This is a genomic window from Nocardioides humi, from assembly GCF_006494775.1.
Classification (GTDB): Bacteria; Actinomycetota; Actinomycetes; order Propionibacteriales; family Nocardioidaceae; genus Nocardioides; species Nocardioides humi.
The window spans coordinates 2,423,561-2,442,631 of sequence record NZ_CP041146.1 but is presented as its reverse complement, the minus strand read 5'-3'; the positions used below and the strand labels follow the sequence as shown (position 1 = coordinate 2,442,631).

General features: G+C 72.1%; 9 protein-coding genes and 6 pseudogenes. 13 read left to right on the top strand and 2 right to left on the bottom strand.

Annotated elements, in window-relative coordinates; genetic code table 11:
• Positions 1 to 41 precede the first annotated feature (41 nt).
• The 13 genes and pseudogenes from FIV44_RS11980 to thpR all read left to right on the top strand — a co-directional run bounded on the left by FIV44_RS11980 (position 42) and on the right by thpR (position 15,824).
• Positions 42 to 392: an L-rhamnose mutarotase gene (locus FIV44_RS11980; RefSeq protein WP_141004630.1), complete on the top strand. Its 351-nt coding sequence runs from the start codon at positions 42 to 44 to the stop codon at positions 390 to 392.
• A gap of 2 nt (positions 393 to 394) precedes the next feature.
• Complete coding sequence (rhaI, locus tag FIV44_RS11975) at positions 395 to 1,573, top strand: L-rhamnose isomerase (RefSeq protein WP_141004629.1); 1,179 nt, start codon at positions 395 to 397, stop codon at positions 1,571 to 1,573.
• Positions 1,574 to 1,581: 8 nt separating this feature from the next.
• Positions 1,582 to 3,618 (top strand): bifunctional aldolase/short-chain dehydrogenase, encoded by a 2,037-nt coding sequence (locus FIV44_RS11970; protein ID WP_141004628.1) that lies wholly within the window; start codon positions 1,582 to 1,584, stop codon positions 3,616 to 3,618.
• A 112-nt stretch (positions 3,619 to 3,730) separates the two neighbouring features.
• Positions 3,731 to 5,083 carry a rhamnulokinase gene (locus FIV44_RS11965; protein WP_246086928.1) on the top strand — a complete coding sequence of 451 codons (1,353 nt, stop codon included), beginning with the start codon at positions 3,731 to 3,733 and terminating at the stop codon, positions 5,081 to 5,083.
• Positions 5,080 to 5,316, top strand: a complete 237-nt coding sequence (locus FIV44_RS11960; protein WP_141004627.1) for a helix-turn-helix domain-containing protein — start codon at positions 5,080 to 5,082, stop codon at positions 5,314 to 5,316. Before FIV44_RS11965 ends, FIV44_RS11960 begins: the two co-directional genes overlap by 4 nt.
• 487 nt (positions 5,317 to 5,803) lie before the next feature.
• Positions 5,804 to 6,934: a glycoside hydrolase family 78 protein gene (locus tag FIV44_RS31310; RefSeq protein WP_219996409.1), complete on the top strand. Its 1,131-nt coding sequence runs from the start codon at positions 5,804 to 5,806 to the stop codon at positions 6,932 to 6,934.
• Positions 6,820 to 8,958, top strand: a pseudogene (locus FIV44_RS34035) (family 78 glycoside hydrolase catalytic domain). The gene FIV44_RS31310 and the pseudogene FIV44_RS34035 overlap by 115 nt, the downstream one beginning before the upstream one ends.
• A gap of 425 nt (positions 8,959 to 9,383) precedes the next feature.
• On the top strand, positions 9,384 to 11,555 hold the full coding sequence (locus FIV44_RS34030) for an OmpL47-type beta-barrel domain-containing protein (RefSeq protein ID WP_425465171.1): 2,172 nt from the start codon (positions 9,384 to 9,386) through the stop codon (positions 11,553 to 11,555).
• A 61-nt stretch (positions 11,556 to 11,616) separates the two neighbouring features.
• Positions 11,617 to 12,399: a (Fe-S)-binding protein gene (locus FIV44_RS11945; protein WP_246086927.1), complete on the top strand. Its 783-nt coding sequence runs from the start codon at positions 11,617 to 11,619 to the stop codon at positions 12,397 to 12,399.
• A pseudogene (locus FIV44_RS11940) lies at positions 12,396 to 13,490 on the top strand (lactate utilization protein B); the annotation flags it as partial. The gene FIV44_RS11945 and the pseudogene FIV44_RS11940, both read left to right, overlap by 4 nt.
• Positions 13,491 to 13,850: 360 nt before the next feature.
• Positions 13,851 to 14,490, top strand: a pseudogene (locus FIV44_RS33560) (LutC/YkgG family protein).
• A 31-nt stretch (positions 14,491 to 14,521) separates the two neighbouring features.
• Positions 14,522 to 15,255: pseudogene (locus FIV44_RS11930) on the top strand (VIT1/CCC1 transporter family protein).
• Positions 15,255 to 15,824 (top strand): RNA 2',3'-cyclic phosphodiesterase, encoded by a 570-nt coding sequence (gene thpR, locus FIV44_RS11925; protein WP_141004625.1) that lies wholly within the window; start codon positions 15,255 to 15,257, stop codon positions 15,822 to 15,824. Before FIV44_RS11930 ends, thpR begins: the two are co-directional and overlap by 1 nt.
• A gap of 178 nt (positions 15,825 to 16,002) precedes the next feature.
• On the opposite strand, the pseudogene pntB reads toward thpR, so the two are convergent.
• Positions 16,003 to 17,423, bottom strand: a pseudogene (gene pntB / locus FIV44_RS11920) (Re/Si-specific NAD(P)(+) transhydrogenase subunit beta).
• 5 nt (positions 17,424 to 17,428) lie between these two features.
• Positions 17,429 to 18,972: pseudogene (locus tag FIV44_RS11915) on the bottom strand (Re/Si-specific NAD(P)(+) transhydrogenase subunit alpha).
• Positions 18,973 to 19,071: the final 99 nt, after the last annotated feature.

The window sequence follows — 19,071 nt, the reverse complement described above, 5'->3', positions numbered from 1 at the left end:
CGGACCCGCCACGACCGCGGGAACAGGGAGGAGGGTGACCCATGCCCCGCTACTGCTTCAGTCTCCAGGTCCGTCCCGACCGGATGGAGGAGTACGCCGAGCGACACCGCGCCGTCTGGCCGGACATGCTCGCCGCGCTCGAGGAGACGGGCTGGCGCAACTACTCCCTGTTCCTGCGGGAGGACGGCCTGCTGATCGGGTACGTCGAGGCCGACGACCTCGCCGCCGCCCGGGCCGCCATGGCCGCCACCGAGGTCAACGCCCGCTGGCAGGCCGAGATGGCGTCGTACTTCACCCAGCTCGAGGGTGCACCCGACGAGGGATTCGTCCTGCTCCGCGAGGTCTTCCACCTCGACGACCAACTGACCGCTGCTCGCGCAGAAAGCCACTGATCATGACCGACTTCGCCGCCATCGCGGCCCAGCTCGACGGCCAGGCCATCGAGCTCCCTTCGTGGGCGTTCGGCAACTCCGGCACCCGCTTCAAGGTCTTCGGCAGCGCGGGGACCCCGCGCAGCGTCGAGGAGAAGATCGCCGACGCTGCCCAGGTGCACCGGCTGACCGGCCTCGCGCCGACCGTCGCCCTCCACATCCCGTGGGACAAGGTCGACGACTACGCCGCGCTCGCGTCGTACGCCGTCGAGCAGGGCGTGCGACTCGGCACGGTCAACTCCAACACCTTCCAGGACGACGACTACAAGCTGGGCTCGCTCGCCCACCTCGACCCGAAGGTCCGGCAGAAGGCGATCGACCACCACTTCGAGTGCATCGACGTGATGGCCGCGACCGGCTCCCGGGACCTCAAGATCTGGCTCGCCGACGGCAGCAACTACCCCGGCCAGACCGACCTGCGCGGCCGGCAGGACCGGCTCGCCGAGTCGCTCGCGACGATCTACGGCCGGCTCGGCGAGGAGCAGCGGCTGGTGCTGGAGTACAAGTTCTTCGAGCCGGCGTTCTACCACACCGACGTCCCGGACTGGGGCACGTCGTACGCCCAGGTCGCGGCCCTCGGCGAGCGGGCCATGGTCTGCCTCGACACCGGCCACCACGCCCCGGGCACGAACATCGAGTTCATCGTGATGCAGCTGCTGCGGCTCGGGAGGCTCGGCTCCTTCGACTTCAACTCGCGCTTCTACGCGGACGACGACCTGATCGTCGGCGCGGCCGACCCGTTCCAGCTGTTCCGCATCCTCTTCGAGGTGATCCGCGGCGGCGGCTACGGCCCGGCCAACCCCGACGGGCACAGCGACGTCGCGTTCATGCTCGACCAGTGCCACAACATCGAGGACAAGATCCCCGGGCAGATCCGCTCCGTGCTCAACGTGCAGGAGATGACTGCCCGCGCGCTGCTCGTCGACCGGGAGGCGCTCGACGCCGCGCAGTCCGCCGGCGACGTGCTCGGCGCGCACGGCGTGCTGATGGACGCCTTCTACACCGACGTCCGCGCCGACCTCGCCGCCTGGCGCGAGGAGCGCGGCCTGCCGGCCGACCCGATGCGCGCGTACGCCGAGTCCGGCTACCAGGCGCAGATCGAGGCCGCCCGCGTCGGCGGCACCCAGCTTTCGTGGAACTGAGAGAGACGATGACGAATCCCGCAGCAGCCGCGCTGATCGCGCGCTCCAACCGCCTCGGCGCCGACCCCAAGAACACCAACTACGCGGGCGGCAACACCTCGGCGAAGGGCACCGAGACCGACCCGGTCACCGGCGAGCCCGTCGAGCTGGTCTGGGTCAAGGGCTCCGGCGGCGACCTCGGCACCCTGACCGAGTCCGGCCTCGCCGTGCTCCGTCTCGACCGGATGCGCAGCCTGGTCGACGTCTACCCGGGCATCGAGCGCGAGGACGAGATGGTCGCCGCGTTCGACTACTGCCTGCACGGCAAGGGCGGCGCCGCCCCGTCGATCGACACCGCCATGCACGGTCTCGTCGACGCCGCGCACGTCGACCACCTGCACCCCGACTCCGGCATCGCCATCGCGACCGCCGCCGACGGCGAGGCGCTGACCAAGGAGATCTACGGCGACAGGGTCGTCTGGGTCCCGTGGCGCCGGCCCGGCTTCCAGCTCGGCCTCGACATCGCCGGGATCAAGGCGCAGAACCCGCAGTCGATCGGCTGCATCCTCGGCGGCCACGGCATCACCGCGTGGGGCGACACCAGCGAGGAGGCCGAGGCCAACTCGCTGTGGATCATCGACACCGCCGCCGCCTACATCGCCGAGCACAGCAAGGCCGAGCCCTTCGGCCCCGCCCTCGACGGGTACGCCGCCCTGCCGGACGCCCAGCGCCGCGCGCGGGCCGCGGCGCTGGCCCCCACCGTCCGCGGCATCGCGAGCGCCGACCGGCCGATGGTCGGCCACTTCACGGACACCGACGTGGTGCTGGACTTCCTCGCCTCCTCGGAGCACCCGCGGCTCGCTGCGCTCGGCACCTCCTGCCCGGACCACTTCCTGCGCACCAAGGTGAAGCCGCTCGTCCTCGACCTCCCCCCGAGCGCCTCGGTCGAGGACAGCATCGCCCGGCTGCACGAGCTGGCCGCGGCGTACCGCGAGGACTACCAGGCGTACTACGACCGGCACGCCACCCCCGAGTCGCCGGCCATCCGCGGCAAGGACCCGCTCATCGTGCTGGTGCCGGGCGTCGGCATGTTCAGCTTCGGCAAGGACAAGCAGACCGCCCGCGTGGCCGGTGAGTTCTACGTCAACGCGATCAACGTGATGCGCGGCGCGGAGGGCCTGTCGACGTACGCCCCGATCGACGAGGCGGAGAAGTTCCGCATCGAGTACTGGGCGCTCGAGGAGGCCAAGCTCCAGCGGATGCCGAAGCCGAAGCCGCTCGCCACGCGGGTCGCGCTCGTCACCGGCGCCGCCTCCGGCATCGGCAGGGCCACCGCGGCCAAGCTCGCCGCCGAGGGTGCCTGCGTCGTGATCGCCGACCTGTCGCTGGAGAGGGCGCAGGAGGCGGCCGTGGAGCTAGGCGGCAGCGACGTCGCCGTCGGCGTCCGGGTCGACGTGTCGAGTGCCGAGGCCGTGCAGGCGGCTGTCGATGCCGCGGTGCTCGCCTTCGGCGGCGTGGACCTGGTCGTCAACAACGCCGGCCTCTCGCTGTCCCGCTCGCTGCTGGAGACCACCGAGCAGGACTGGGACCTCCAGCACGACGTGATGGCCAAGGGCTCCTTCCTCGTCGCCCAGGCGACCGCGAAGGTGATGATCGAGCAGCGGATGGGCGGCGACATCGTCTACATCTCCAGCAAGAACTCGATCTTCGCCGGGCCCAACAACGTCGCGTACGGCGCCGCGAAGGCCGACCAGGCCCACCAGGTCCGGCTGTTGGCGGCCGAGCTCGGCGAGCACGGCATCAAGGTCAACGGCGTGAACCCCGACGGCGTCGTCCAGGGCTCCGGCATCTTCGCCAGCGGCTGGGGCGCCAACCGCGCCGCCGTCTACGGCGTCGAGGAGAAGGACCTCGGGAAGTTCTACGCCCAGCGCACGATCCTCAAGCGCGAGGTGCTGCCCGACCACATCGCCAACGCGGTGTTCGTGCTCTGCGGCCCGGAGCTGACCCACACCACCGGCCTGCACATCCCGGTCGACGCCGGGGTGGCCGCAGCGTTCCTGCGATGACGGTGCGGGTCGCCGCGGTCGACCTCGGCGCCACGTCCGGCCGGGTGATGTCCGGCCGGATCGGCGCCGACCGGGTCGAGATCAACGAGCTGCACCGCTTCCCCAACGGGCGGTGCGGGCCCGGGGGTCGCTGTTCTGGGACGTCCTCGGCATCCACCGCGAGACCCTGGCCGGCATCCGCGAGGTCGCCCGCACCGGCCCGCTGCACGGCATCGGCATCGACTCCTGGGCGATCGACTACGGGCTGCTCGACCGCGACGGCCTGCTCCTCGGCCAGGTCTTCAGCCACCGCGACGCGCGAGTCGACGGGATCGCCGAGAAGGTGGTCGCCGAGATCGGCGCGCCCGCGCTCTATGCCACCACCGGCATCCAGCAGCTGCCGTTCAACACGCTCTACCAGCTGGTCGCCGCCCGCGGCACCGCCGCGCTGGAGTCCGCCGAGACCCTGTTGCTGCTGCCGGACCTGCTCGGGTACTGGCTCACCGGCGCCGTCGGCGCGGAGCGCACCAACGCCTCCACCACCCAGCTGTACGACGTCCGCGCCGGCGCCTGGGCGGTCGACCTGTGCCGCGACCTCGGCCTCCCGTGGGGGATCCTGCCGCCCCTGCGCGACCCGGGCTCCCTGCTCGGCCCCCTGCTGCCCGAGGTCGCCCGCGAGGTCGGCGTCGGCGCCGACGTACCCGTGGTGGCGGTGGGCTCGCACGACACCGCCTCGGCCGTCGTCGGCGTGCCCGCGAGCGGCGGCGACTTCGCCTACATCTCCTCCGGCACCTGGTCGCTGGTCGGCCTGGAGCTGGACGCCCCCGTGCTCACCGAGGCCGCGCGCGAGGCCGACTTCACCAACGAGCTGGGCGTCGACGGCACCGTGCGCTTCCTCAAGAACGTGATGGGCCTGTGGGTCCTCTCGGAGTCGCTGCGGTCGTGGAGCGAGCGCCGCTACGCCGACGTCGAGCTGCGCTCGCTGATCGCCGCCGCGGCGGAGTTCGCGCCGCTCCGCACGGTCGTCGACATCAACGACCCACGACTGCTCGCCCCGAGCACGGCCGCCGACCCGATGCCCGAGCGGATCGCCGCGCTGGCCGCGGAAGCCGGCGAGACAGTCCCGCACTCCCCGGTCGCGATCACCCGCTGCATCGTCGACAGCCTCGCCGTCGCCTACCGCCGCCACGTCCGCACGGCCGCCACCCTCGCCGGGACCTCGCCCGAGGTCGTCCACGTCGTCGGCGGCGGCTCGCAGAACGAGCTCCTCTGCCAGCTCACCGCCGACGCCTGCGGCCTGCCGGTCCTCGCCGGCCCGGTCGAGGCGGCCGCCCTCGGCAACGTCCTCGTCCAGGGCCGCGCCCTCGGCGCCGACCTCCCGGACCTGTCGGCGATGCGCGACCTCGTCCGGCGCTCGTACGACGTCCGCCGGTTCGAGCCGCGCGACGGCACCGACTGGGCGGCGGCCGAGCGGCGAGTCGGATGACCGTGGTCCACGAGCGGCGGGTCGCCGGCAAGGACGAGGGATGGACGCCCACGGGCCTCGACCTCGAGATCCTCGGCCTGCTCGCCCAGGGGCTCACCATCGACGCCATCGGCCGCAAGATCGGCCTCTCGGACCGCACCGTGCGCCGACGGCTGCGCACCGTCGCCGACGAGCTGGGCGTTGACTCCTCGATCGAGGTCGTCGTGCACGCCGTGCGCGCCGGCCTGATCTGAGCCGATCGGCGGGATGGCTCACGGCCAAGGCTGACGATCTCTGTCGACGTCGGTCAGCTCGGTTCGCTTCGCTTGTCCGAGGTTGCGGGCGAGCGACGAGAGAAGCCTCCTGAGGTTGCGCGGGTTCCGCCTGTGTCCCGTCGCAGGGACGTCTCTGCCCCTCCCCTCCGAGGAGGGCGGTCGGCGACATCTGGCCGTTCGAGCGGCCTGACTCGAACAGGCTCAGGGGCCGCATCCCGAGAACACCGACTCTCCCTGCGCCGGAGTGGTGTGTGGCATCGTCACGCGGTCTGGCCGAGCCGGTCAGGATGAGCTCCCCCTGGTGTGGCGATCGTCGACCTCGCGGCGGGCATGGCTCCAGATCGCCGGTTCCAGCTGCCATTCGTCGAAGAGGAGCGTCGCCCTGGCCGGATCCGGTCACTCGTCTTGTGGCGCTCGTCACTTCCTCCTAGTTTTCGTTGCAACGTTTCAACTAGGAGGCCCCCTGATGCAGTCACCCCGTCGGTACCTGACCTCGACGGTCGCGGCCGCCACCCTGGCCCTCGGCATGCTGACGGGAGGGACCCTGACGGGCCTCGCCCCGGCACCGGCCGCGGCGGCAGCGGCCGCCGGAGAGGGCCTCGCCGTCACCGGGCTGCAGACCAACGGACGGACGACGCCGCTCGGCATCGGCGCGGACGGCCTCGTGTTCGGCTGGAGGTCGACGTCCGAGGCCCGCGGGGCCGTCCAGTCGGCGTACGAGCTCGAGGTCGCCGAGGCCGACGGCGGCGCCGTGGTCTGGTCGTCGGGCCAGGTGCAGTCCGCTGAGCAGCTCAACATCGCCTACGGCGGGCCGGCGCTCGACGCGCAGACCCGGTACTCGTGGCGGGTCCGGGTCTGGGACGGCGGCGGGCAGGCGAGCGGGTGGAGCGACCCGTCCTGGTTCGAGACCGGGCTGCTGGACGCGGCCGACTGGGGCGACGCGGAGTGGGTCGGCGCGCCGGCCGACTCCGAGGTCAACAGGTGGACCGACTACACCGCGGACTTCGACTTCACCCTCGACAACCTCGTCTTCGCCGCCATGGTCCGCAGCGCGAACACCAACAACGGCTACATGTGGCAGGTCAAGGCCGTGGGCGACCAGGCCCTCTTCCGGCCGCACACCAAGATCAACGGCAGCTACGCGTCGCTCGGGGACGTCGACATCAGCTCGATCATCACGGCCGACGAGCTGAGGACCGGTCAGCACCGGATGAGCGTGACCGTCGACGGCGACACGATCACCACCTCGATCGACGGCGAGCAGATCGACACCCGCACGAGGACGGACTTCGCCAAGGGCTTCGTCGGCTTCCGGACCTCGGTCGCCACCGAGGGCACCGAGGCGTTCACCGTCCACGCCGTGCACGTCCAGGCCGAGAACGGCGACGTGCTGCTCGACACCGACTTCTCCGACGGCAACCCGTTCAACGGCGGCTCCCTGGTGGCCGGCGGCCTCGAGGTCAAGGGGAACCAGGAGTTCCTGTGGCACTCGCCCGACGACAACCTGCCGCTGCTGCGCACCGACTTCGCCACCGAGGCCGGCAAGACCGTCGAGCGGGCGCGGATCTACGCCACCGCGCGGGGATCTACGAGCTGACCCTCAACGGCGAGGCCGTCGGCGACCAGCACCTCGCACCCGGCTGGACCGACTACAACACCCGGTTCCAGCACCAGACCTATGACGTCACCGACCAGGTCCGCGACGGCAGCAACGGCCTCGGCGCCACGCTCGGCAGGGGCTGGTGGGCCGGCAAGGTCGGCATGTGGGGGCCCGGCGTCTACGGCAACCAGCTGTCCCTGCTCGCCCGCCTGCGCGTCGACTACACCGACGGCACCAGCCAGTGGGTCGACACCGGTGACGACTGGACCACGCACAGCGGTCCCTACGCCGCGGCCGACAACATCGACGGCGAGACCTTCGACGCCCGCCAGGCCCAGCCCGGCTGGGACCAGCCCGGGTACGACGACAGCGGCTGGGCCGCCGCCGTCGTCCGGCCCTCGGCGACCGACCTCGTCGTACCGCAGCCCGACGAGCCGGTCCGCACGACCGAGGAGCTCGACGTCGTCGAACGCACCGAGCCCACGCCGGGCACCTTCGTCTACGACCTCGGCCAGAACATGGTGGGCGTGGCCCGGATGGTGCTGACCGGGCAGGCCGGCACCACGGTGAACGTGCGCTACGGCGAGGTGCTCAACCCCGACGGCACGCTGTACACCGCCAACCTCCGGGCCGCGAAGGTGACCGACTACTACACGTTCGGCGCCGCCGGGACCATCACCTACGAGCCCGCGCTGACCCAGCACGGCTTCCGCTACGTCGAGATCACCGGGGCGAGCACGCCGCCGATGGCCGGCGACGTCACCGGCGTGGTGTGGGGCTCGGACCTGCCCGCCACCGGACACCTGGAGACGTCGAGCTCCATGCTCAATCAGCTGCTCAGCAACATCTCGTGGGGCCAGCGCGGCAACTTCGTCTCGATCCCGACCGACACCCCGCCCGCGACGAGCGGCTCGGCTGGACCGGCGACATCAACGTCTTCGCCCCCACCGCGAGCTACCTGCGCGACACCCGGGCGTTCCTGTCCAAGTGGATGACCGACCTGAGCGACTCGGCGTACGCCGACGGCAACCTGCCGGGCATCGCCCCCGTGCCGCCGGGCATCGACCTCGGCACCGGCCTCGGGTGGTCCGACGCCGGCATCACCGTCCCCTACGCGGTCTTCAAGGCGCTGGGGGACACCGCGATCGTGCGGGAGAACTACGCCCTGATGACGAAGTACTTCGCCCTGGTCGAGGCCGGCGCCGGTCCCGACCTGATCGACACCGCCCGCGGCAACTGGAACGACTGGCTCAACCTGGACGACCCCACTCCGGTCGGCGTGCTCGGCACGGCGTACTACGCCGAGGACGCCCGCATGCTCGCGGAGATGGCGGCCGCGATCGGCGAGGACGCCGACGCCGCCGCGTTCGCGCAGCGGTCGGTCGACGTGCGGGCCGCGTTCGGCGAGGAGTTCGTGGCCGCCGACGGCACCGTCACCGGCAACAGCCAGACCGGCTACGCGATGGCCCTCGGCATGGACCTCGTCCCCGACGAGCTGCGCGCCAAGGTGGCCGCACGGTTCGTCGCCAAGCTCGCCGCGAGCGGCAACCACCTGACCACGGGTTTCCTCGGCACGCCGTGGCTGCTCCCCGCGCTCACCTCGATCGACCGCGACGACCTCGCCTACGAGCTGCTCCTGCACGAGGACTACCCGTCGTGGGGCTACGAGGTCGCGATGGGCGCCACCACGATGTGGGAGCGGTGGGACTCGATCAAGCCCGACGGCTCCTTCGGCGATGTCGGCATGAACTCCTTCAACCACTACGCGTACGGCGCCGTGGGCGACTGGATGTACCAGCACATCGGCGGCATCAGCCCGCTCGAGCCGGGCTACCGAAGGTTCCGGGTGGTCCCGGCGGTGGACGGCGCCCTGACCGACGCCCGCGGCGAGCTCGACTCCGTCTACGGCACCATCGCGACCGACTGGGAGCGGCAGGACGACGACCTCACCCTGGACGTCGACGTACCGGTCAACACCACCGCCGAGGTGGTGCTGCCCGCGGCCAACACCTGGGCCGTGACCGAGGGCGGCGACCTCCTCCAGGACGTCGACGGCGTCCAGGACGTCAGCAGCGCCGACGGCGAGGTCGTCGTGACCGTCGGCTCGGGCAGCTACCACTTCGCCGTGACCGCGGCGGACGCTCCCCTCGGCGCGATCCTCGACCTGATCGCGGACGCCCGCGACCACGTCGGCGACACCGTCGCGAGCGGTGACCTGACCGCCGAGGACGGGACCGAGCTGACCGACGGCCTCGACGAGGCCCGGGACGCCGTGCTCGAGGCGCGGGCCGCCGACGGCGACGCCGGCACCGAGCACCTCGTCGCCGCCCTCGACGCCATCCGCGCCCTGCGGTCCTGGCTCGCCGGCAGCGACGTCGACGGACCCGTCCGCGGCGACGTCGACGGCCGTCTCGCCGCCATCGAGCAGGCGCTGGCCCGGGTCGCCATGACCGCCCAGGGCGTGGCCGTGAGCCTCCCGCCCGTCGCGGACCCGGTCGCCGCCGGCGACGAGGTGACGGGTGCGCTCGTCGTCGCGAACGACGGCGGTGCCGAGGTCACCGACCTGACCGCCACCGTCCGGGTCGCCGGCTGGGCGCCGGCGAGCGTGGAGCCGGTGGACCTGGCGCCTGGCGGCAGCGTCGAGCTGCCCGTGCCGGTGGTCGTCCCCGCCAACGCCGCGGCCGGCGACTACGACGCCCGCGTGGAGGTCGCCTTCACCCTCGACGGTCACGACTACACCGTCAGCGACACGACCGCGGGCTGGGCACGGGTCGACTCCGGGCTGGGCATCGGCGACGTCACCGCCGAGCCCGCCGCCGAGGACCCGGTGGAGCGGGTCGTGCTGCAGGTCCCGGTGACCAACGACGGCGAACGGGACCTCCGGGTCTCCGTGGCCGCCGGCAGCCTCCCCGACGGCTGGCGCTCGGTCGCCTCGGCCGAGACGCTCGTCCCCGCCGGGGAGACGGTCACCGCGACGGTTCCCGTCACCGTTCCCCTCGACCTGGTCGGCGGGACGACGGAGCTGAGCGTCGACGTACGACGGGCCGGGCGGACGGTGGTCTCGAAGGCCGCCAGCGTCACCGTGGACCTGCCGCACCCGCCGGCGGGCGAGGCGGTCGACCACGTCGACTTCGGCGAGTCGGGATCGGAGCAGGCGCACGGCCTGCAGGCGTCGCCGAGCAGCGGCACCAACACCGAGGCCGGCTACACCCGGCGCTACGCCCACTCGAACTTCCCGGGCTCGTGGTACTCGGTCGAGGTCGCCGTCCCCGCCGGGGAGCCGTTCCTGATCCGCAACGTCGAGACCTACGACGGCGCGCGCACCAAGAAGTACAACGTCTACGTCGACGACGTGCTGGTGAAGACCCAGCTGGTGCCGCGCAGCGAGTCGGGCGCGGGCATCAAGGTCTACGACCTCGTGGTCGACGACCCGGCGGTGCTGCCCGCGGACGGCACCGCGCGGATCAAGTACGAGTACCCGCTCGACGCCTCCGGCTACTACGACCCGTCGCTGGCCGACATGTGGGTGCTGCCCCTGCCGGAGGACACCCGGGCGCCGGACGTGTCCGCCACGGTGACCAGCGGGGTGCCGGGCGCCGGGAGCTGGTACTCCTCGCCGGTCGCCGTCGAGGTGACCGCCGCCGACGGCCGCGACCCGGCTCCGGCGGTCCAGGTGGGCCGCTCCTCGGGCTGGCAGGACTACACCGGCCCCGTCGTCCTCGCCGAGGAGGGGGAGCACACCGTCTCCTACCGCGCGACGGACGCCGCCGGGAACCGGTCGGCGGCGGGTGAGCTGAAGGTCGGCATCGACCTGACGCCGCCGGTCACCGTGGTGACCACCGAGCGGGGCAGCGGCGTCGAGGAGTCCGACCGTGCGCGGCTGGAGCTCACGGCCGAGGACGCCCTGAGCGGCGTGGCGCGCACGAGCTACCGGATCGACGGTGGGAAGTGGAAGCGGTCCGACGGCAGCCCGGTGCTGGTCGAGGGGTACGGCGACCACGTCGTCGAGTACGTCTCCACCGACCTCGCCGGCAACACCGAGGCGGTGCACCGCACCACGGTCACGCTCGCCGACGTCGACGAGATCGCCGCGATCGTGGCGCCGCAGGTGACGGGCACGCCGCAGTTCGGCGCGACCCTCACCGCCACCGACGGCTCCTGGAACACCAAGGGGCTCGCCCTCACCCGGCAGTGGCTGCGCGACGGTACGCCGATCCCGGGAGCCACCGGGTCGTCGTACCTGCTCGGTGGCGCCGACCTCGGCGCCCGCATCTCGGTGCGGGTGACGGCCACCAAGGAGGGTGACAGCGGCGTCGCGGACTCGGCGGCGACCAGCCCGGTGACCGCCGCCGGCCTCGCGCTGGGTGTCCCCGCGCTCACCGGCAAGGCGCGGGTCGGGAAGAGGCTGACCGCGACGCTGGCGGTGCCGGCCGGCGCCACCGTGTCCTACCAGTGGTTCGCCGGCGGGAAGGCGATCAAGAAGGGCACCAAGGCGAGGCTGAAGCTGAAGGGGAAGTGGCAGGGCAAGAGGATCCGGGTGAAGGTCACCGTGTCCCTGCCCGGTCACCAGACCACGACGGTGACCAGCGCCAAGACCGGGAAGGTGAAGCGACGCTGATCCTCTGAGAGGCGGAGCGGCGCAGCTGCGAGCGCAGTTGCGCCGTTTCCGTGTCTGGGGTATGAATCGTTTCAACAGCTGTGGCGGTGGGAGAGTGGGCGGTATGCGTGTCGCGTTGATGGTCACCTGCGTGAACGACGCGATGTTCCCGGGGACGGGGCGGGCCGTTGTCCGGCTGCTGCGGCGGCTGGGTGTGGAGGTCGAGTTCCCGGGGGCGCAGACGTGCTGCGGGCAGCCGATGGTCAACACGGGCTATCTCGACGAGGCGGTGCCGGCGGTGCGCTCGTTCGTGGGCGCTTTCGAGGGGTACGACGCGATCGTGACGCCGTCGGGATCGTGTGCGGGCTCGGCGCGGCATCAGCACGGCCTGGTCGCCCGGCGCGCGGGTGATGCGGGCCTGGCGGCGGCGGTGGCGCGGACCTCTCCGCGGACCTACGAGCTGAGCGAGTTCCTGGTCGACGTGCTGGGGGTGAGCGATGTCGGGGCCTACTTCCCGCACTCGGTGACCTACCACCCGACCTGCCACTCGCTGCGGATGCTGGGCGTCGGCGACCGTCCCCGGCGGCTGCTGGAGGGGGTGCGGGGCCTGCGGCTGGTGGATCTGCCCCAGGCCGAGGAGTGCTGCGGTTTCGGTGGGACGTTCGCGTTGAAGAACTCCGACACGTCGGTCGCGATGGGCTCTGACAAGGCTCGGCATGTGCGGGAGACCGGTGCGGAGGTGCTGGTCGCCGGGGACAACTCGTGTCTGATGCACATCGGCGGTGTGCTCGGCCGTGGGCGAGCCGGCGTCCGGGTGATGCATCTGGCGGAGATCCTCGCCTCGACCGAGGAGCAGCCGGCATGAGCGGCACCTTCGTGGGGATGCCGGCGTTCCCGGTCGCGGCGGGGAAGGCGCTCGCCGACACCCAGCTGCGCCACAACCTGGCCCACGCCACCGGCGTGATCCGCGCCAAGCGGGCGGCGGTCGTGGGAGAGGTGGACGACTGGGAGGAGCTGCGGCTGGCCGGTGCGGCGGTGAAGGAGCGTGCCCTGCTGGCTCTCGAGGACAACCTGGTCCGGCTCGAGGCGGCGTTGACCGCCCGGGGAGCGGTGGTGCACTGGGCGCGCGACGCCGAGGAGGCCAACCGGATCGTCGTCGAGGTGGCCCGCGCGCACGCGGTCGACGAGGTGGTCAAGGTCAAGTCGATGGTGACCCAGGAGATCGGTCTCAACGAGGCGCTGGAGGCGTCGGGCATCGCGGCCTGGGAGACCGACCTGGCCGAGCTGATCGTCCAGTTGGGCGGGGACCTGCCCTCCCACATCCTGGTGCCGGCGATCCACCGCAACCGTGCGGAGATCCGGGAGATCTTCCGCCGCCGGATGGGTGAGGTCGGCAGGCCCGCACCGGACGACCTGAGCGACGAGCCGGCCGTCCTCGCCGGCGCCGCGCGGGAGCACCTGCGTGAGAAGTTCCTCCGCGCCCGGATGGCGGTCTCGGGCGCCAACTTCGCGGTCGCCGACTCGGGGACCCTGGTCGTGGTCGAGTCCGAGGGCAACGGCCGGATGTGCCTGACCCTGCCGGAGGTGCTGGTCTCGGTGGTCGGGATCGAGAAGGTCGTGCCGACCTGGGCCGAGCTCGACCCGCTGCTGCGGCTGCTGCCGCGCTCCTCGACCGGCGAGCGGATGAACCCCTACACCTCGATGTGGACCGGGAGCACCCCCGGCGACGGGCCGCAGGAGGTGCACGTCGTGCTCCTCGACAACGGCCGTACCCGGGCGCTGGCCGACGAGGTCGGCCGGCAGGCGCTGCGCTGCATCCGGTGCTCGGCGTGCCTGAACGTGTGCCCGGTCTACGAGCGGGCGGGCGGTCATGCCTACGGCTCGGTCTACCCGGGCCCGATCGGCGCGATCCTCAACCCGCTGCTGCGCGGGACCGGGGATGCCCAGACCGACTCGCTGCCCTACGCGTCCTCGCTGTGCGGTGCGTGCTTCGAGGCCTGCCCGGTGCGCATCGACATCCCCGAGGTGCTGGTGCACCTGCGCTCGAAGGTCGTCGACGGCCACCGCGCCGATCGGGTCCCCAAGCCCGAGGCCCTCGCCTTCCGGGGTGCGGCCTGGGCGTTCGGCGACGCCGGGCGGCTGGGCCGGCTGGAGCGGCTGTCCGGTGTCGCCGGCCGGGTGCTGCGGCGCCGCCGTAGGACCACCCTGGGACGGCTCCCGGGACCTGGCGCGGCCTGGACCGACGCCCGGGACCTGCCCGCCCACCGGCGGAGTCCTTCCGGGACTGGTGGAGCCGGACCCGAGGAGGCGAGCTCGATGACTAGCGCCCGCGAGGAGATCCTCGGCCGGGTGCGCGCCGCCCTCGCCGACGTCACCGGGACGGCGCCCGCCTCGGAGCCGGTCCTCGCCCCGCCCGGCGCCCGTCCCCGGCGGGTGCCGGCCTGCTCGACCACTTCGCCGAGCGGGTCGCCGACTACCGCGCGACCGTCGAGCGCTGCCACCCCGACGACCTGCCCGCCGCCGTCGCCGCCGCGCTGCCCCACTCGCTGCCCCGCACCGCGCGGGTCGTCGTCCCCCGGGACTGGAAGGCCGGCTGGGCTTCGCCGTGCCCGGCGTGACCGTGGACGACGGCAGTCTCGGCGCCGGCGACCTCGACGGCCACGACGCCGTGGTCACCGCCTGCCGCGTCGGCATCGCCGAGACCGGCACCATCGTGCTCGACCACGAGCCCGACCAGGGCCGCCGTGCGATCAGCCTCGTGCCCGACCGGCACGTGTGCGTCGTGTACGCCGACCAAGTCGTCGCCGACGTACCCGATGCCTTCCCCCTGCTCGACCCCCGACGCCCCCTGACCTGGATCAGCGGCCCCAGCGCCACCAGCGACATCGAGCTCGACCGCGTCGAGGGCGTCCACGGACCTCGCCACCTCCACGTGATTGTGGTGGACCCGGCCTGAGTCGTTCGGGGATCATGGCCGGGTGAGCAGCATGGACATCGCGACAGGACCGGAGGAGGCGATCGGGCCCCACGAGGACGAGCCCCACGAGCAGGGCCTCAACGACCGGCTCAACTGGCTGCGGGCCGGTGTCCTGGGCGCCAACGACGGGATCGTGTCGACGGCGGGCATCGTGCTCGGTGTCGCCGGGGCGACCAGCGAGCGGACGGCGATCCTGGTGGCGGGCATCGCGGGGCTGGCGGCGGGCGCGATGAGCATGGCGGCCGGCGAGTACGTCTCGGTGAGCACCCAGCGCGACTCCGAGGAGGCGCTGCTCGCCGAGGAGCGCCGCGAGCTGCGCGAGGACCCCGACGACGAGCTCGCGGAGCTCGCCGGCCTGTACGTCGACAAGGGGCTCGATCCCGACCTGGCCCTGCAGGTCGCCCGGCAGCTCACCGCCAACGACGCCCTCGCCGCGCACGCCGAGGTCGAGCTCGGCATCGATCCCGAGGACCTCACCAGCCCTGGAACGCCGCCTTCGCCTCGATGCTGTCCTTCGTCCTCGGCGCCCTGCTGCCGCTGCTGATCATCGTCCTCGTCACCGCCGACCTGCGAGTGCCGGTGACGGTGGTGGCGGTGGTCGCGGCGCTGGTCCTGACCGGCTGGCTCAGCGCCCGGTTCGGGTACGGCGCGCCCGGCCGCGCGGTGCTCCGCAACGTCCTCGGCGGCCTGCTCGCGATGGCGGTCACCCACGGCATCGGCCAGCTGGTCGGCACCCAGCTCTGATGCGCGTCTTCACGGCGGTCGTCCCGCCCCCGCACGCGATCGAGCACCTCGACGCCTTCCTCGAGCCGCGCCGCGCCGCCGCCGACTTCCGCTGGACCCGGCCCGAGCAGCTCCACGTCACGCTGGCCTTCATGGCCGCCGTCGACGAGCACCGCGTCGACCGGTACGTCGACCGCCTGGCCGAGTCCCTCGACGGCCTGCCGCCCGCGGAGCTCTCCCTGGCCGGCGCCGTGGTCTTCCCCAACGTGACCGAGGGGCGGGTGCTGGCGACCGGCGTGAGCGGTGCTGACGGTGCGGATGGCGCTGACGTGCTCGCCCAGGCGTCCGTCCGGGCCCGCAACGCCGCGGTGGCGTGCGGGATCGAGGTCGACGGCCAGCGGTTCCGCCCCCATGTGACGGTCGCCCGCACCGGCGGCCGGTTCGTGGAGATGACCAGCTGGGTGCGCCTGCTGGACACCTACGCCGGCCCGCCCTGGCCGCTCGCCTCGGTCGAGGTGATCGCCTCCCACCTCGGCGAGGGCCCTCGCCGTACCCCGCGCTACGAGACGGTGGCCGAGGTCGTGCTGTAACACGTGGTTCGCTGACCTGGCAGCCGCCTGACCTCGCTCGAGCGCCCTCGTATGCGGCTGGGAGAGCAGGCACGGTCCCCGTAGGCCGGTGGACTACGTGTTACAGCGCACCACCGACCCAGCGCGACGAAGGGCCGGCCCCGCAGCGGCGGAGCCGGCCCTTCGTCGTACGGGTGCGTCAGTTCAGGTGGTGCACGATCTCCTCGACCTTGTCCTTCGCGTCGCCGAACAGCATCTGGCTGTTGTCGCGGAAGAACAGCGGGTTCTGGACGCCGGCGTAGCCGGCGGCCATGGAGCGCTTGAAGACGATGACGTCCTTGGCGTTCCACACCTCGAGGACCGGCATGCCCGCGATGGGGAGGTCGGGTCCTCGGACGCGGCCGGGTTGACCGTGTCGTTGGCGCCGATGACCAGGACGACGTCGGTGTCGGGGAAGTCGTCGTTGATCTCGTCCATCTCGAGCACGATGTCGTAGGGCAGCTTGGCCTCGGCGAGCAGCACGTTCATGTGGCCCGGGAGGCGGCCGGCGACGGGGTGGATGCCGAAGCGGACGTCGACGCCCTTGGCGCGCAGCTTCGCGGTGAGATCGGCGACGGGGTACTGCGCCTGGGCGACCGCCATGCCGTAGCCGGGCGTGATCACGACCGAGGAGGCGCCGGCGAGGAGCTCGGCGACGGCGTCGGCCTGGATCTCGCGGTGCTCGCCGTAGTCCTTGGCGTCGCCCGCGGGGGCCTCGATGCCGAAGCCGCCGGCGATGACGGAGATGAACGAGCGGTTCATCGCCTTGCACATGATGTACGACAGGTAGGCACCGGAGGAGCCGACCAGCGCGCCGGTGACGATGAGCAGGTCGTTGCCGAGCAGGAAACCGGAGGCGGCCGCGGCCCACCCGGAGTACGAGTTGAGCATCGACACCACGACCGGCATGTCGCCGCCGCCGATGGAGGCGACGAGGTGCCAGCCCAGCGCGAGGGCGAGAACGGTCAGCGCGACCAGGATGGCGTTCTGCAGGCCGCTCTCGGCCTCGGCGGCGACGTAGACGACGGTCAGGATCGCGAACAGCACCAGCGAGCCGACGTTGATGAGGTTCTTGCCGGGCAGCATGAGCGGCGCGGACTTCATCCTGGCCGACAGCTTCAGGTTGGCCACGATCGAGCCGGTGAAGGTGACCGCGCCGATGAAGATGCCGATGGAGACCTCGGCCTCGTGGATGTTGTTGAGGCTGTCGAGTTCGTAGTGCGAGCCCTCGAGGTGCCCGTTCCAGCCGATGAGGACCGCGGCCAGACCCACGAAGGAGTGCAGCAGCGCGATCAGCTCGGGCATGCCGGTCATCTCGACGATCCGCGCGCGCCAGAGGCCGATCACGGCGCCGATCGCGACGGCCGCGACCAGCAGGGCGATGACCAGGCCGCGGTCGTCGACGTACTCGCTGACGTCGACGGTCTGCGCGATGGTCGCGGCCAGCGCGACCGCCATGCCGACCATGCCGTAGGTGAGGCCGTTGCGGGAGGTCTCGTGCTTCGAGAGGCCCGCCAGCGAGAGGATGAAGAGCAGGGCGGCGACGATGTACGCCGCGCCGGTGATGGAGATGATGTCCATGGCGCTCAGGCCCCCTTGCTGAACATGGAGAGCATGCGGCGGGTCACCGCGAAGCCGCCGAAGATGTTGATCGACGCGAGCAGGATCGCCGCGGCCGACAGGCCGACGACCAGCTTGTCGTCACTGGCGACCTGCACCAGCGCACCGACCACGACCACGCCGGAGATGGCGTTGGTGACCGACATCAGCGGTGTGTGCAGGGCGTGCGCGACCTTGCCGATGACGTAGTAGCCGATCACGATCGACAGCATCAGCACGGTGAAGTGCCGCCGCAGGTCGTCGGTCGGCGCGAGCGCGTTGACCAGCCAGAACAGGCCGATCGCGCCCAGCACGACGGCCACCCTGCCGGTGGGTGTGAGCTTCGCCTGGGGCTTGGCCGGCGCAGGTGCGGCGACCGGCGCCGCCGCGGGGGCGGCCGAGACCTGTACGGCCGGCGGCGGCCAGGTCGACTCTCCGTCGCGGACGACGGTGATGCCGCGCTGGACGACGTCGTCGAAGTCCAGCGTCAGGTTGCCGTCCTTCTCCGGGGTCAGCAGCTTGAGCAGGTTGACGATGTTCGTGCCGTACAGCTGCGAGGTCTGGGCCGCGAGCCGGCCGGCGAGGTCGGTGTAGCCGAGGATGGTCACGCCGTTGTCGGTGATGACCCTCTGGTCGGCCACGGTGCCGGCGGCGTTGCCGCCGTTGGCCGCGGCCATGTCGACGATCACCGAGCCGTTGCGCATCCCGGCGACGGTCTCGGCGGTGATCAGCGACGGCGCGGGGCGCCCGGGGATCAGCGCGGTGGTGATGACGATGTCGGCGGCGCGTGCCTCCTCGTCGTACATCGCGGCGGTGGCGGCCACCTGCTCCTCGGTCATCTCCTTGGCGTAGCCGTCGGAGGAGACCTCGGACTCGAAGTCGACCTCGACGAACTGCGCGCCCATCGACTCGACCTGCTCGGCCACCTCGGGGCGTACGTCGAACGCGCGCACCACGGCGCCCATCGCCGAGGCCGCGCCGATCGCCGCGAGACCGGCGACGCCGGCACCCACGACGAACACGCGTGCCGGCGGGATCTTGCCCGCGGCCGTCACCTGGCCGGTGAACATCCGGCCGAACTCGTGGGCCGCCTCGACCACCGCGCGGTAGCCCGCGACGTTCGCCATCGAGGACAGCACGTCCATCGACTGCGCACGCGAGATCCGCGGCACCGCGTCCATCGCCAGCGCGGTCACCCCCTGCGCCTGGAGCCTCTCGAGCAGCTCCGGCGACCGGCCCGGAGCCATCATCGAGATGATCGTGGCGCCCTGGCGGAGCCGGCCGATCTCCTCGTCGGTCGGCGCGTTGACCTTCACGACGACGTCGGCGCCCCACACCTCGGCGGCCGTGCCGACCCGCACCTGGGCGTCACCGAGGCCGGTGAACGCGCTGTCGGGCTGGTCGGCGAGCTCGCCGGCCCCGACTCGACGATCACGTCGTAGCCGAGGTTGGTCAGTTGGGTCACGGTCTTGGCGGTCGCCGCGACCAGGGTCTCGCCCTGTCTCGACTCGCGCGGGATGCCGATGAGCATCGAGCCTCCACCTTGCTGGTTGACACAAATTGTCGCCAACGTACTGATCCGGAGGCCTCCGTGGGAGCCGTCTTATATGTGACGAGGGGCACTCGCTCC

Excerpts from the sequence above, each read along its gene's own strand:
- rhaI (WP_141004629.1), top strand. The coding sequence starts at position 395 with ATGACCGACTTCGCCGCCATCGCGGCCCAGCTCGACGGCCAGGCCATC.
- FIV44_RS31310 (WP_219996409.1), top strand. The coding sequence starts at position 5,804 with ATGCAGTCACCCCGTCGGTACCTGACCTCGACGGTCGCGGCCGCCACC.
- FIV44_RS34030 (WP_425465171.1), top strand. The coding sequence starts at position 9,384 with ATGACCGCCCAGGGCGTGGCCGTGAGCCTCCCGCCCGTCGCGGACCCG.
- FIV44_RS11970 (WP_141004628.1), top strand. The coding sequence starts at position 1,582 with ATGACGAATCCCGCAGCAGCCGCGCTGATCGCGCGCTCCAACCGCCTC.
- thpR (WP_141004625.1), top strand. The coding sequence starts at position 15,255 with ATGCGCGTCTTCACGGCGGTCGTCCCGCCCCCGCACGCGATCGAGCAC.
- FIV44_RS11980 (WP_141004630.1), top strand. The coding sequence starts at position 42 with ATGCCCCGCTACTGCTTCAGTCTCCAGGTCCGTCCCGACCGGATGGAG.
- FIV44_RS11960 (WP_141004627.1), top strand. The coding sequence starts at position 5,080 with ATGACCGTGGTCCACGAGCGGCGGGTCGCCGGCAAGGACGAGGGATGG.
- FIV44_RS11945 (WP_246086927.1), top strand. The coding sequence starts at position 11,617 with ATGAATCGTTTCAACAGCTGTGGCGGTGGGAGAGTGGGCGGTATGCGT.